This is a genomic window from Actinoplanes lutulentus (assembly GCF_003259845.1).
Classification (GTDB): Bacteria; Actinomycetota; Actinomycetes; order Mycobacteriales; family Micromonosporaceae; genus Actinoplanes; species Actinoplanes lutulentus.
Genome location: NZ_QLMJ01000006.1, coordinates 247,359 through 260,409, shown reverse-complemented (window position 1 = coordinate 260,409; position 13,051 = coordinate 247,359). Strand labels below are relative to the sequence as shown.

Genomic DNA, 13,051 nt, shown 5'->3' with positions numbered 1-13,051 from the left:
GGCAAACATGTCCGCACCTGCATCGACGCTCGAGGACGCCATCCAGGCCGCACTGGCGACCGTTGACGACCCCGAGATCCGCCGCCCGATCACCGACCTCGGCATGGTCTCCGGTTTCACCGTCAGCGAAGGCCTGGTAAAGGTCGACCTGCTGCTCACTGTCGCCGGCTGCCCGCTGCGCGACAAGCTGACCAACGACATCACCGCCGCTCTCACCAAACTCCCGAGCATCGACCGGGTCGAGATCAACTTCGGCGTGATGAACGAGGAGCAGCGCAAAGCGCTGCAGAGCACGCTGCGCGGTGGTGGCGATTCCGCGGAACCGGTCATTCCCTTCGCCCAGCCCGGCTCTCGCACGCGTGTGTACGCGGTGGCGAGCGGCAAGGGCGGCGTCGGCAAGTCCAGCGTGACGGTGAACCTCGCGGCGGCGCTCGCGAAACGTGGCCTGTCGGTCGGTGTCGTCGACGCGGACATCTACGGCCACTCGGTGCCGCGGATGCTCGGCGTGGAGGGCAAGCCCACCCGGGTCGAAGAAATGATCATGCCGCCGCAGTCGCACGGTGTGAAAGTCATCTCGATCGGCATGTTCACCGCCGGCAACGCCGCGGTGGTCTGGCGCGGGCCGATGCTGCACCGCGCGCTGCAGCAGTTCCTCGCCGACGTCTACTGGGGTGACCTCGACGTCCTGCTGCTCGACCTGCCGCCGGGCACCGGTGACGTGGCGATCTCACTGGCCCAGCTCCTGCCGAACGCGGAGATCCTGGTCGTCACCACGCCGCAGATGGCCGCCGCCGAGGTGGCCGAGCGGGCTGGCGCGATCGCGCTGCAGACCCACCAGCGCCTGGTCGGCGTCGTGGAGAACATGTCGTGGCTGGAGCTGCCGGACGGCTCACGCATGGAGGTCTTCGGCTCGGGTGGTGGCGAGACCGTCGCCGAGTCGCTCACCAAGACCGTCGGCGCCCGCGTGCCGCTGCTGGGTCAGATCCCGCTGGACACCCGGGTCCGTGAGGCCGGCGACGCCGGCACCCCGATCGTGCTGGCCGACCCGGAGTCACCGGCGGCCAAGGCCCTGGACAGCGTGGCCGACAAGCTGGCGATCCGCCGCGAGTCCCTGGTCGGCAAGCCGCTGGGACTGGCGGTCACCACCAAGCGCTAGGTCGCATCCAAGTCGAATCGCTGGGCCGGTCGGGGACTCTCGACCGGCTCAGTCTTTTTCTTGATGTCGGCCGCTGCCGCGACGTCGCTCAACTCGGTCTTCACGCCGTTGAGGTCCTGCTTCACGTCGTCGAAGAGGTTCTGCAGCGGCTTGCGGATCGCCGCCTCGTCGTCCTCGCTCAGCAGGTGCTTGCGGATGAACGCTTTCGGATGCAGGTCCTCGAGCTGGATGTCGGTGCCGAGCTCACGGCTCAGGTCGGTCGTCGCGTTCTGCGCCATCGCCCGCAGGCCGCGCAGCATGCGCAGACCGTCGCCGATCACCTTGGGCAGACGTTCCCCGAAGATCAGGAGCGCCAGCATCAGCAGCGCGCCGATCTCCCACCAGTTCAGATTCTCGAACACCGTACGGCCTCCCAGGCGGTCCCGGGCCAAGCGTACGCACGGCCGCTGTGAGTTGGCAGCCCGCCCGGCTGTCAGTTCGTGTCTGCGGCCAGCGTCACTGACGCCGACGTGGCTTTCGTGCCCCGGCGGTAGTCGACGGTCACCACCGCGCCCGGAGCGTATTTGCGCACCAGGGCGATCAGGTCGGTGCCGTCCTCCAGCACGTGCCCGTCGATCCGGGTGAGCACGTCGCCGCTTTTCAACCCGGCGGCGGCTGCCGGACCGGCCGGCTCCACCGCGCGCAGCCTGGCGCCACCCGCGGTCTCACCGGTCACCACTTCGGCGCCGATCACCGTACGCCGGGCCTTGCCGGTGTCGATGATGTCTTTTGCCACGCGCTTGGCCTGGTTGATCGGGATGGCGAAGGCGAGGCCGATGTTGCCCGCCTCGGTGTCCGTGCTGCCCACCGAGCGGATCACCGAGTTGACCCCGATGACCTGGCCGGCCGCGCTCACCAGTGGGCCGCCGGAGTTGCCCTGGTTCACCGCGGCGTCGGTCTGGATCGCCGCGTAATAACGCGTGGCGCCGCCCGCCTCGCCGGCCTCGATCGGCCGGTCCAGAGCGCTGACGATGCCGGATGTCACGGTGTTGACCAGGGCCAGCGGCGAACCGAACGCGAGCACCGGGTCACCCACCGCGATCGTGTCCGAATCACCGAGGGCCACCGGAGTGAGCCCGGACTTTGCGACTTTGATCACTGCGATGTCGGACTCCGGGTCACGGCCGACCACTTTCGCCGAAGCCGTGGCGCCGTCACTGAACGACACCGACAGGGTGTCGCCCGCGCCCTCGACCACGTGGTCGTTGGTGATGACGTAACCGTCCGCGGAGACCACGAACCCGGAACCGATCGCCCCGGTGACACGGACCGTCACGACGCTCGGCAGCACCCGCTCGGCCACGCCGGCCAGGGTCTCGGGCGCCCGCTGCAGCGACTCCGGAACCGACTGGTCGGTGGCGCCGATCTGAGCGCCGGCACTGCCCACATAACCGCCGCGGACCGCGAAGACGAAGCCCAGCGTGCCACCGAGACCACCGGCGAGCAGGGCCGTCACCAGGCAGATCGCCAGAATCGGGCCGAGCGAACGGCGGGGTGCGTCGGGGTTGGGCACGGACTCCGGCTGCGGGACGTCGCCGATCGGGGCGACCGGCACGTGCACCGCCGTCGGAGCGTAGGGGTCACGCCACGGGTCGGCCATGGCATCGGACCACCATGGCGAGGCCGGATCGGGCGTCCCCGAAGAAACGGGTCCCGGGGCAGCGGGGCCCGAGGGCCGGCGCCAGTTCCAGCCGTCGGTCACTTCGGTGCCTCCACTCTCGGTCCGCGCGGCTCCGAGCATCCAGGATGACACGGATTCCGCAGAAACCACCTTGCCACCGATTCCCGTCCTGGGCCGCATGGGTCGTTTATCCATCGACGGCGCAGTGCATCACGCGTGAGCATCGCTCTACTCTCTTATCCGATGTGCGTGTTTGGACCACGCTCGTCACCACTGCCGTCCGGAGGTCGCCATCATCGGTCCAGCCCGTTCATTCGGTCAGCCGGTCCCGCAGTCAACGCCGTTCGCCGAGACCTACGCCACCGAGGACCAAGTCCAGCAGACCGCGCGTGCCCTGGCGCACGAGCTCGGCCTGCCCTGCGTCTCGCCCGGCGCGGGCTCCGTGCTCCGCCTTCTCGCTGCCGCGGGCAGCGCCAAGTCGGTGGTCGAGATCGGCACGGGTACGGGAGTGAGCGGTATCTGGCTCCTGCGCGGGATGCGGGCCGACGGCGTCCTCACCACGATCGACGTCGAGCACGAACACCAGCGGATCGCCCGACGGGTCTTCCAGGAAGCCGGTTTCCCGCCGGGCCGCACCCGGATCATCAGCGGCCGCGCCCTGGACGTGCTGCCCCGCCTCGCCGACGGCGCGTACGACCTGATCTTCGTGGACGCGGACACCACCGAGTTCGCGGCCTGCACCGAGGCGGCGCTGCGGATGCTGCGCCCGGGCGGCGTGCTGATCGTGAACGGCGCGCACGCCGGCGGGCGGATCACCGACCCGACCGCCCGCGACGTGGACACCCTGACCATCAGGGCGACGGTGAAGGCGATCCGCGAGTCCGAGGACTGGATCCCGGCGGTCATCCCGTCAGGCGCCGGCCTCCTGGCCGCCGTCAAGCGGAGCTAGCTGGCTCTGGTCGCGCTCAGGACAACGCCGCCAGGTATCTGAGGAGGGTGCGGGCGCCCCAGCCGGTGGCGCCCTTGGAGAGGTCCAGGTCGTCGGCGTCGGACCAGCTCGGCGCGGACATGTCCAGGTGCGCCCAGCGGGTGCCGGTGAAGAAGTCGCGCAGGAACAGCGCGGCCATCACCGAGCCCGGCCCGGCCGGCGCGCTGACCCGGTCCGCGATGTCGCTGCGCAGGTTGTCGGTGTAGTCGTCGGCCAGCGGCAGCCGCCACATCCGCTCCCCCGCCGCGGCGCCGGCCCCGGCGAGAGCCTCGGCCAGCTGGTCGTCGGGGCTGTAGAGGGCGGCGGTGCGCTTGCCGAGCGCCACCGCGTTCGCCCCGGTCAGGGTGGCGAGGTTGAGCACCACGTCGGGCGAGAGTTGCTCGGCCGCGTACGCCAGAGCGTCGGCCAGCACGATCCGGCCCTCGGCGTCGGAGTTGGTGTTCTCGCTGGTCGAGCCGTCGTAGTGGGTGATCACGTCACCGGGGCGGAACGCCGAGCCGCTGATCGCGTTCTCGGCGAGCGGCAGCAGCGCGGTGATGCGAACCGGAAGGTTCAGATCGGCTGCGCCCAGCGTGGCCGCGACGACCGCAGCGGCGCCGCCCATGTCTTTCTTCATCAGCTTCATGCCGTCGCGCGGCTTGATCGAGATGCCGCCGGTGTCGAACGTGATGCCCTTGCCGACCAGGACCACGTGCGTTGTCGCGCCGGCCGGCTGCCAGGAGAGCTCCACGAACCGGGGCGGTGAGATCGAGCCGCCGCCGACCGCGCGCAGCCCGCCGAAGCGTTCCAGCTCGTCGCCGGCCCGGACGGTGACCGTCAGGCCGGTGCGACCGGCCGCCTCAGCGACGATCTGGCCGGCGAACCACTCCGGGTTCTTCACCGAGGACGGCGTGTTCGTCAGGTCCCGTGCCAGCCACGTGGCGGCGGCGGTGGCGCGTGCCAGGGTGAGGCTTCTCGCGTACCCAAGGGTCTCGCTCAGGATGAGCCGCACCTCGCTGGAGCGAGCCGCTCTGATGGCCTCGCGATAGCGGTAGCCGCCCAACCAGAGGCCTTCGGCGAGGCCGCGCAGAGCGGTCTCACCGACCTCGGCCGGGAGGATCACTTCAAGGATCTCGTCGTCGCCGGCCGCGCGGACCGCGGCGGCGCCGGCAGCGCGCCAGTCCGCCTCGTCGCCGTCGCCGATGCCCGCGAGAAGAACTCGGGAGGGCCGGCCGACCGGTCGCGACAGCACCGTGACCCGGCCTGCCTGACCTGCGCTTTCCGTCTGTCCGACCAGCGCGCCCAACTCGGCGTCGAGATCACCGGCCGGCTGTGGTCCGTCCGGACCGACCGGCACGATCCAGGTCGCCGACTTGTCGGAAGTGTCGGTCATGCGGATGTCGAACACGGGAGGATGACCTTTCCGTAAGACGTGGAAAGCCCGCCGGTACGGGCGGTACCGTACCGGCGGGCTCGCGTGAAACGTCAGCCGGCGATCGACTTCAACGCGTCACCCAGCGCGTTGGCCTCGTCCGGAGTCATCTCAACGACGAGACGGCCACCACCCTCCAGCGGGACGCGCATGACGATGCCACGACCCTCTTTGGTGACCTCCAGCGGACCATCGCCCGTCCGCGGCTTCATCGCCGCCATCTTGTCTCCCCTCAGACCTACGTCAGGGTCGGTGGGTTGCCCCACAGCCACTTGCTCCTGGAATGTCCAGCAGCCCCGTCACGTGCTCAGCCCCACGCGACGCGGTGCTCGTTTCCGACCGGCGGCCGTACAGGCCGTTTCACGTGTCAACGCGATGCGGCCCACCGTGCCGATCAAACATTTTCCCTGATGAACACCGGCGAACCCAAACCCAGCCCGGGCGGATGTGACAGCATCTAGCATATCGCCTTTTCGGCTGTCACAATGTGCGGTCATGCAGGCGCGGTCAGCACTCTTCGACCTGTACGGCGATTACCTGCGTGCTCGTGGCTCCCGAGCCCCGGTCGCGGCCCTCGTAAAACTGCTCGCTCCGCTCGACATCGCGGCCCCGGCGGTTCGTACAGCGGTGTCGCGAATGGTGCGCCAAGGTTGGCTCCATCCGCTCCGCCTGGCGTCCGGACCTGGCTATCTACTCACCCCGAAGGCCGCACGGCGGCTCGACGAGGCGGCCGGCCGGGTGTACAGAACCGGTCGCGGAGGCTGGGACGGCCGGTTCGACATGATCCTTCTGCACGAGCCGCCGCTCGCCCGCCGGGACGCCGCCCGGCTCAACTTTCTCGGGTACGGATCGCTCAGCGAACAGGTCTGGGTGGCGCCGCGCGCGTCGGAAGAATTAGAGGCGGCGCTCACCGAGGCCGGCGCGAAATTCGAGCGGTTCAGCGCCAGCCATACGGCAGGTTCCGCCTCAATCGTCGACCAAGCGTGGGATCTCCGGCGAATCGGGCAGTCTTACGAGGACTTCGTGACGACCCTGCGGCCTGTCGTCAAGGCGATCACTCCGCGTAGTTCCGATGAGGAGGCGTACGCCGCGCGGTTCCAGCTGGTGCACGCCTGGCGGTCGTTCCTCTTCCAGGACCCGCAGCTTCCCTCGTCGCTGCTGCCGGCCGGGTGGCCCGGAGCCCGGGCCGCCGGATTCTTCGACAAGCACGCGTTGCGGCTGCGCCCGGCCGCCGACCGCTACGTGGAACGTTGCCTGCAATCGGCCATGCGTGGAAGCCGTGTGGGATTCTCAGACTCATGACCGCCATCCGACCTCCCCACCCGCCACCCGTGAACGGACTAAAGGCGGATTCCCTGCTCGTCGACCGCACCGACGCGGTCGCCACGCTCACCCTGAACCGCCCCGACGCGATGAACTCGTTCACCGTCGACCTCAAAGAGGCGCTGCGGGACACCCTCGCCCAGCTGGAGAGCGACCGGTCGGTCCGGGCCATCGTGCTCGCCGGTGCGGGTGGCGCCTTCAGCGCCGGTCAGGACCTTCGTGAGCACGCGACGCTGCTGGAGTCCGGGTCGACCGACCTGAACACGGTCCAGGTGCATTACAACCCGATCGCGCAGCGTCTCGCGAGCATGCCGAAGCCGGTCATCGCGGCGGTCCGTGGCATGGCGGCCGGCGCCGGCGCGTCGCTGTCCCTGCTCGCCGACTTCCGGATCGGCGGGCCGTCGACCAAGTTCCTGATGGCGTTCGCCAACGTCGCCCTGGCCGGCGACAGCGGCATCTCGTGGTCGCTGCCCCGGATCGTCGGCCACGCCAAGGCCGTGGAGCTGCTGCTGCTGGCTCAGCCGGTGAAGGCCGAGGAGGCGTACCGGATCGGGCTGCTCACCCGGCTCCAAGAGGACGACGAGCAGGTGCTGCCGGCCGCTCAGGAGCTCGCCTCGCGGCTCGCCGCCGGGCCGACCGTGGCGTACGGCGCGATCAAGCGGGAGCTCTCCATCGGCGACGCCGGCACGCTCTCCGACGCTCTGGCCGCCGAGGCTCAGGCCCAGTCGATCTGCGGTGGGACCGAGGACCACAAGGCCGCGGTCAGCGCGTTCCTGAACAAGCAGAAGCCGGTCTTCAACGGCCGCTAGTCCTTGTCTTCTTCCTCGTCTTCTTCCTCGGGGTCCTGGTTCGCCTCGGCCCCGAGGACGAACGCCTGCATCGCCAGCTCGTCGCCGGACGGCCAGACATAGGTCGGCAGCTCCTGCGGACCCAGCTCGGCGATGTGCGACCAGAACTGGCGGACCGCCTCGGCCGGGCTTGTCGCCTCGATCGGCATGGCCACGCTGACCAGCCACGCCTTCTTGTCGGCCTGGGCGCCGAGCCGACCGGCCAGCCGCCGGAACAGTTCCTCGCCGATCGCGGTCACCGTGCCGTCGCCGGCCAGATCGTCCGCCGGGACCGGCTCGTCAAACGCCCGCCGCAGGTAACCGAGGACCAGATCGCCGCCGTCGGTCTTCTCCACCCGGGCCAGCGCCACGACGCGTTCCTCGGCGACCAGCAGCACCTCGTCACCGGCTGAGGCCTCGGTGGGCCCGCTCGCCACTGTCACGACATCGTGCTGGAACAACCGCTCGGTCGCCCACTGCTCGTCCGGGATGATCACTGACCACTGCGCCATGCGGTCCATCTCATCACGCGGCGCCTCAGGCGGTGACCGGTGGGACCCAACAGCCGATCAGGTGGTCGTCCACCATGCCGGTGGCCTGCATCAACGCGTACGCGGTGGTGGGTCCGACGAATTTGAAACCCTGCTTTTTCAGGCTCTTGGCGAGTGTTGTGGACTCGGGCGTGATGGCCGGCACGTCCACGCGTGTCGCGGGGCGCGGCTTCTTAAGAGGCGCGAACGACCACAGCAGAGCGGAGAGGCCGTCCGGCAGCTCCGCGGCGACCTTGGCGTTGTGCAGCGCGGCGTCGACCTTCATCCGGTTACGGACGATGCCGGCGTCGGCCATCAGGCGGGTCGCGTCGGCCTCGGAGTACGCCGCGACCTTGGCGATCGAGAAGTCGTCGAAGGCGGCCCGGAACGCCGGGCGCTTGCGCAGGATCGTGATCCACGACAGCCCGGACTGGAAGGCCTCCAGGGTGAGCCGTTCGAAGAGCGCGTCGTCGCCGCGCAGCGGCTTTCCCCACTCGGTGTCGTGGTAGGCCTGGTAATCGGGTGTGCTGCCGCCCCAGAAACAGCGGGCCCGGCCGTCGTCGCCGACCACCAGGTCGGTCACGGAATCTGGCCCTGCTCCACCAGGCGGCCGAACTTCTTGAGCGCACCGGTGAAACTGATCTTGGAGCCCGGCCAGAGCACCGGCCAGGCGATCTTCCCGACCGGCCCGGCCGGCAGGTGGAACCACTCGTGCATCACGACCTGGGTACGGTCACCGGACATCGCCGTGCACCGCATCGAGCCGGGGCCACGCAGCACCTTGCCGCAGTGCACCACCCGGACCTCGAACGGCGCGTTGACCTTCACGACGCGCAGCTCGTCACGGATCACCGCCGGGCCGATCGCGGTGACCGCCTCGACCAGGCTGCCCTCACCGCCGTCGCCCTCGACGACCCGGACCTTGGTGAACGGGATCCACTCGGACTGTTTCTCCCAGTCCATGAAAGCGGCGAAGACCGTGGGCGCGGGCGCGTTGACGATGACCGTGGCGGTGAACTCGCCGATGCCGGGCTTCGCCGCGTCACCCAGCCCGCCGGCTGGGCCACCTTCCGCGGCGCTCACCGGCTCTCCGCCCGCTCTTCGTCGGCGTCCTCTTCTTCTTTTTCGGCTTTTTTGCCGTCGGGCTCTTCGGAGCGCGCGTGCGGCGGCAGGCCGGCGACCTCGTCGATCGGGTCGTCGCTGCTGATCAGGTCGGTGTGCGGCGCGGCCTCGGTGCCGGCCGGCGGCTCCGGGAGGGCCGGGACCGCGGCCGCCTCACGGGCGCGGCGCAGCGCGTCGGCGTCCTCGAGCCGGCCGTCACGCAGCGCGGACACCTCGGCCTCGAGCACGCCGATCAGCTCACCCTTGTAACCGATGTCGTACGCCGCGCGCTGAAGCGCCTGGTCGACCTGGTTCATCCGGTAACCGCGCCAGACCGTGTCGAATCGCGCGCTACCGATGTCGGACTCGCCGAGTGGACGGTCGCTGGGAAGCGGTACCGCACGCCCGTCGGGCTCGACCGGGGTCAGCCCGGAGTCGCCCCCGCTCAGCAGAACGGTCACGCCGAAGACGATCGTCGCGACCACGAGCGCCACGACGATGAAGAGCAGAAGCTGACCCATGCGCACGATGTTGACATGTCGGCTTTCCGGTGGCGAGCCCGCCACCCGGTCGATGACGCCCATAACTGGGCGGCCGGTGCTCAGGTCCAGGTCAGAATGCGCTTACGCCACGCATAAAGGATCCCGAGCGCAAGCACCGCGACGAAGACACCCATCTCGGCGATGGCGGCGCCGCCGAACTCCGGACGGTCGAAGATGACCGCCCACGGAAAGAGAAATACGGCCTCAACCGCAAAAAGGACATAAAGGTACGCGTAAACGTAGTACCGGATCTGCGCCTGAGCCCAGTCCCCGCCGACCGGGTCGATGCCGCTCTCGTACGAGATCCGCTTGCCCACCGGCTCCGCCGGGTTCGACGGCCGCAGCAGCCTGTTCGCCCCGAACGCGGCCACGAACAGCAGCACTCCGGCGGCCAGGACGAGCCCGAGCGTCGCGTACGAACCGAGATATCCGTCCACGATCGGGGAGCCTAACCGACCAGGGCCCGCGAATTACGTGCCGCATGGTGGACATTGCTGGCTGGGACTTTGTCCGCACCGCTACCGTGGGCAACGGTCCGCGGCCGCTTTGTAAGGAGTGGCGACGTAGTCTGGAAGTGACGATTTGCGGGCCGGCTCATCGACAAACTTAAGCCGCCGGACCGCGTCTTATGGAGGTTGAACGTGGCCGCTCCCGCGAAGCGAGTCGAGCAGCTGGACCGAGTAGTCATCCGATTCGCCGGAGACTCAGGCGACGGGATGCAGCTCACCGGGGACCGATTCACGTCGGAGACCGCGCAGCTCGGCAACGACATCTCGACCCTTCCGAACTTTCCCGCCGAGATCCGCGCACCGGCAGGCACCCTGCCCGGGGTCTCCAGCTTTCAGGTGCACTTCGCCGATTACGACATCCTGACCCCCGGCGACGCTCCGAACGTTCTGGTCGCCATGAACCCGGCGGCGCTCAAGGCCAACCTCGCCGACCTGCCGGCCGGCGCCGACATCATCGTGAACACCGACGAGTTCACCCGGCGCAACCTCGCCAAGGTGGGTTACCAGGTCAGCCCGCTTGAGGACGGGTCACTGGAGAGCTACGCGGTTCACCCGGTCGCGCTCACCTCGATGACGGTCGGCGCGCTGGCCGAGCTCGGCGTCTCGAAAAAGGACGCCGAACGCGCCAAGAACATGTTCGCGCTCGGCCTGCTCAGCTGGATGTACTCCCGCCCGTTCGAGTCCACCCTGCGGTTCCTGGAGCGCAAGTTCGCGAAGCGTCCGGACCTGGTCGTGGTCAACAAGACCGCACTGCAGGCCGGCTGGAACTACGGCGAGACCACCGAGGCCTTCACGGTTCGGTACGAGGTGAAACCGGCAAAGATGCGCCCCGGGACGTACCGGAACATCACCGGCAACCAGGCGCTCGCGCTCGGGCTGGTGGCCTCGGCCGTCCGGTCGAAACTGCCGCTCTTCCTCGGCGCGTACCCGATCACCCCGGCCTCGGACATCCTGCACGAGCTCTCCAAGCACAAGCGGTTCGGCGTCACCACGGTGCAGGCCGAGGACGAGATCGCCGCGATCGGGGCGGCACTGGGCGCGTCGTACGGCGGAGCGCTCGGCGTGACCACCACGTCCGGACCGGGTGTGGCGCTCAAGAGCGAGACCATCTCGCTCGCCATCGCGCTGGAGTTGCCCCTGGTCATCGTCGACGTGCAGCGGGCCGGCCCGTCGACAGGCATGCCGACCAAGACCGAGCAGGCCGACCTCAACATGGCGCTGTACGGCCGGCACGGCGAGGCGCCGCTCGCGGTGATCGCACCCCGGTCGCCGTCGGACTGCTTCCACGCCGCTCTGGAGGCGTCGCGGATCGCGCTGACCTACCGCACCCCGGTCATCCTGCTCTCCGACAACTACGTGGCGAACGGCTCCGAGCCGTGGTCGCTGCCCTCGGTGGACGAGCTGCCGGACATCTCGGTCGCGTTCACCACGGCGCCGAACGCTCCCGACGGGCACTTCCTGCCCTATCTGCGAGATCCGGAGACGCTGGCCCGACCATGGGCCATCCCCGGCACCCCCGGACTCGAACACCGCATCGGCGGCCTGGAGAAAGCCGACAAGACCGGCGACATCTCCTACGACCCGGCGAACCACGAGCACATGGTCCGGATCCGGCAGGCGCGCATCGACGCGATCCCGGTGCCGGACGTCGACGTCGAGGACCCGGAAGAGAACGCGCGAGTGCTGGTGCTCGGCTGGGGTTCCACCTACGGCCCGATCGGAGCCGCCTGCCGGGCGCTGCGCCAGCGCGGCCTGTCGATCGCACAGGCCCACCTGCGCCACCTCGCTCCGCTGCCGGCCAACCTCGGTGAGGTGCTGGCAGCGTACGAAAAGGTCGTTGTCCCGGAGATGAACCTCGGTCAGCTGGCCTCGGTGATCCGCTCGAAATTCCTGATCGACGCGGTCCCGTTCAACCAGGTCAACGGCCTTCCGTTCACCGCCGCCACGCTGGAAAGCATGCTGGAGGACGTGGTCAAGAATGGCTAACCCCGTCGCGGTGAAGCTGACCGCCAAGGACTTCAAGTCCGACCAGGAAGTGCGCTGGTGCCCGGGCTGCGGTGACTACGCGATCCTGGCCGCCGTCCAGCAGTTCATGCCCGAGCTCGGCATCCCCCGGGAGAACATCGTCTTCGTCTCCGGGATCGGCTGCTCGTCCCGCTTCCCGTACTACATGAACACCTACGGGCTGCACTCGATCCACGGGCGTGCGCCGGCCATCGCGACCGGCCTCTCCACGTCACGACCGGATCTGAGTGTCTGGGTGGTCACCGGCGACGGCGACGCGCTCTCGATCGGCGGCAACCACCTGATCCACGCGCTGCGCCGCAACGTGAACCTGAAGATCCTGCTCTTCAACAACCGGATCTACGGGCTCACCAAGGGCCAGTACTCGCCGACCTCGGAAATCGGCAAGATCACCAAGTCGACGCCGGCCGGTTCGGCGGACTCGCCGTTCAACCCGCTCTCGCTGGCGCTCGGCGCCGAGGCGACGTTCGTGGCCCGGACCATCGACTCGGACCGCAAGCACCTGCAGTCGGTGCTGCGTGCCGCGGCCGCGCACGAGGGTTCCGCGTTCGTCGAGATCTACCAGAACTGCAACATCTTCAACGACGGCGCCTTCGACCTGATCAAGGACGCCGACTCCCGTGACGAGCACTTGATCCGGCTCGAACAGGGCAAGCCGATCACGTTCGGCGCCGACGACCGGTTCTCCGTCGTGCACCCCGAGGGCAGCTTCGGCCTGAAGGTGCAGGAGGGCGGCACCGCGATCGTGCACGACGCCACGGTCGACGACCCGGCGTACGCGTTCGCCCTGTCCCGGCTCTCCGGCTCGGAGCTGACCACCACGCCGATCGGGGTGTTCCGCGACGTGCCGCGCCCGTCTTACGACGAGATCGTGCGCAAGCAGGTGCTGGACGCGAGATCCCAGATCGACGGCACTCCGGAGGAGATGCTGAACAACCTGCTCAACGCCGGCGACACCTGGACCATCCTGTAGCCGTCA

At 69.1% G+C, this 13,051-nt stretch carries 15 protein-coding genes; 6 read left to right on the top strand and 9 right to left on the bottom strand.

The features are described 5' to 3' along the window. Positions 1-7 precede the first annotated feature (7 nt). The gene (locus B0I29_RS16525) at positions 8-1,156 is read left to right on the top strand and encodes an Mrp/NBP35 family ATP-binding protein (RefSeq protein ID WP_111649870.1); all 1,149 of its coding nucleotides are present in this window, start codon (positions 8-10) and stop codon (positions 1,154-1,156) included. On the opposite strand, the gene B0I29_RS16520 is transcribed toward B0I29_RS16525, so the two are convergent. After that, complete coding sequence (locus tag B0I29_RS16520) at positions 1,153-1,557, bottom strand: twin-arginine translocase TatA/TatE family subunit (RefSeq protein ID WP_111649869.1); 405 nt, start codon at positions 1,555-1,557, stop codon at positions 1,153-1,155. The two genes, B0I29_RS16525 and B0I29_RS16520, sit on opposite strands and share 4 nt — an antisense overlap. A gap of 71 nt (positions 1,558-1,628) precedes the next feature. Then, entirely contained in the window at positions 1,629-2,897 is a 1,269-nt protein-coding gene (locus B0I29_RS16515; RefSeq protein ID WP_111649962.1) for a S1C family serine protease, read from the bottom strand. A gap of 313 nt (positions 2,898-3,210) precedes the next feature. On the opposite strand from B0I29_RS16515, the gene B0I29_RS16510 reads away from it, so the two are divergent. Next, on the top strand, positions 3,211-3,765 hold the full coding sequence (locus B0I29_RS16510) for an O-methyltransferase (protein WP_111649961.1): 555 nt from the start codon (positions 3,211-3,213) through the stop codon (positions 3,763-3,765). 16 nt (positions 3,766-3,781) lie between these two features. Here the strand turns inward: B0I29_RS16510 and B0I29_RS16505 are convergent, their stop codons facing one another. Further along, on the bottom strand, positions 3,782-5,176 hold the full coding sequence (locus B0I29_RS16505; RefSeq protein WP_111649960.1) for a leucyl aminopeptidase family protein: 1,395 nt from the start codon (positions 5,174-5,176) through the stop codon (positions 3,782-3,784). A 92-nt stretch (positions 5,177-5,268) separates the two neighbouring features. Beyond that, on the bottom strand, positions 5,269-5,436 hold the full coding sequence (locus tag B0I29_RS16500) for a DUF3117 domain-containing protein (protein ID WP_014447667.1): 168 nt from the start codon (positions 5,434-5,436) through the stop codon (positions 5,269-5,271). A gap of 274 nt (positions 5,437-5,710) precedes the next feature. Between B0I29_RS16500 and B0I29_RS16495 the strand changes: the two genes are divergently transcribed. Beyond that, positions 5,711-6,517: a PaaX family transcriptional regulator gene (locus tag B0I29_RS16495; protein WP_111649868.1), complete on the top strand. Its 807-nt coding sequence runs from the start codon at positions 5,711-5,713 to the stop codon at positions 6,515-6,517. A gap of 29 nt (positions 6,518-6,546) precedes the next feature. Further along, the gene (locus B0I29_RS16490) at positions 6,547-7,347 is read left to right on the top strand and encodes an enoyl-CoA hydratase-related protein (RefSeq protein WP_245972561.1); all 801 of its coding nucleotides are present in this window, start codon (positions 6,547-6,549) and stop codon (positions 7,345-7,347) included. Here the strand turns inward: B0I29_RS16490 and B0I29_RS16485 are convergent. From B0I29_RS16485 to ndhC, 5 genes are all read right to left on the bottom strand, one after another. Continuing rightward, positions 7,344-7,877, bottom strand: coding sequence for a hypothetical protein (locus B0I29_RS16485; RefSeq protein ID WP_245972560.1), 534 nt, complete (start codon positions 7,875-7,877; stop codon positions 7,344-7,346). The two genes, B0I29_RS16490 and B0I29_RS16485, sit on opposite strands and share 4 nt — an antisense overlap. A 25-nt stretch (positions 7,878-7,902) precedes the next feature. Continuing rightward, on the bottom strand, positions 7,903-8,478 hold the full coding sequence (locus B0I29_RS16480) for a DNA-3-methyladenine glycosylase I (protein WP_111649865.1): 576 nt from the start codon (positions 8,476-8,478) through the stop codon (positions 7,903-7,905). Next, entirely contained in the window at positions 8,475-8,978 is a 504-nt protein-coding gene (locus B0I29_RS16475) for an SRPBCC family protein (RefSeq protein WP_111649864.1), read from the bottom strand. The genes B0I29_RS16480 and B0I29_RS16475 overlap by 4 nt, the downstream gene beginning before the upstream one ends. Next, positions 8,975-9,517, bottom strand: a complete 543-nt coding sequence (locus B0I29_RS16470; protein WP_111649959.1) for a DivIVA domain-containing protein — start codon at positions 9,515-9,517, stop codon at positions 8,975-8,977. Before B0I29_RS16470 ends, B0I29_RS16475 begins: the two co-directional genes overlap by 4 nt. 80 nt (positions 9,518-9,597) lie before the next feature. Beyond that, positions 9,598-9,975, bottom strand: a complete 378-nt coding sequence (ndhC, locus tag B0I29_RS16465; RefSeq protein ID WP_111649863.1) for an NADH-quinone oxidoreductase subunit A — start codon at positions 9,973-9,975, stop codon at positions 9,598-9,600. A 204-nt stretch (positions 9,976-10,179) separates the two neighbouring features. Between ndhC and B0I29_RS16460 the strand changes: the two genes are divergently transcribed. Both B0I29_RS16460 and B0I29_RS16455 read left to right on the top strand, forming a co-directional pair. Next, on the top strand, positions 10,180-12,033 hold the full coding sequence (locus tag B0I29_RS16460; protein ID WP_111649958.1) for a 2-oxoacid:acceptor oxidoreductase subunit alpha: 1,854 nt from the start codon (positions 10,180-10,182) through the stop codon (positions 12,031-12,033). Continuing rightward, entirely contained in the window at positions 12,026-13,045 is a 1,020-nt protein-coding gene (locus tag B0I29_RS16455) for a 2-oxoacid:ferredoxin oxidoreductase subunit beta (protein WP_111649862.1), read from the top strand. The genes B0I29_RS16460 and B0I29_RS16455 overlap by 8 nt, the downstream gene beginning before the upstream one ends. Positions 13,046-13,051: the final 6 nt, after the last annotated feature.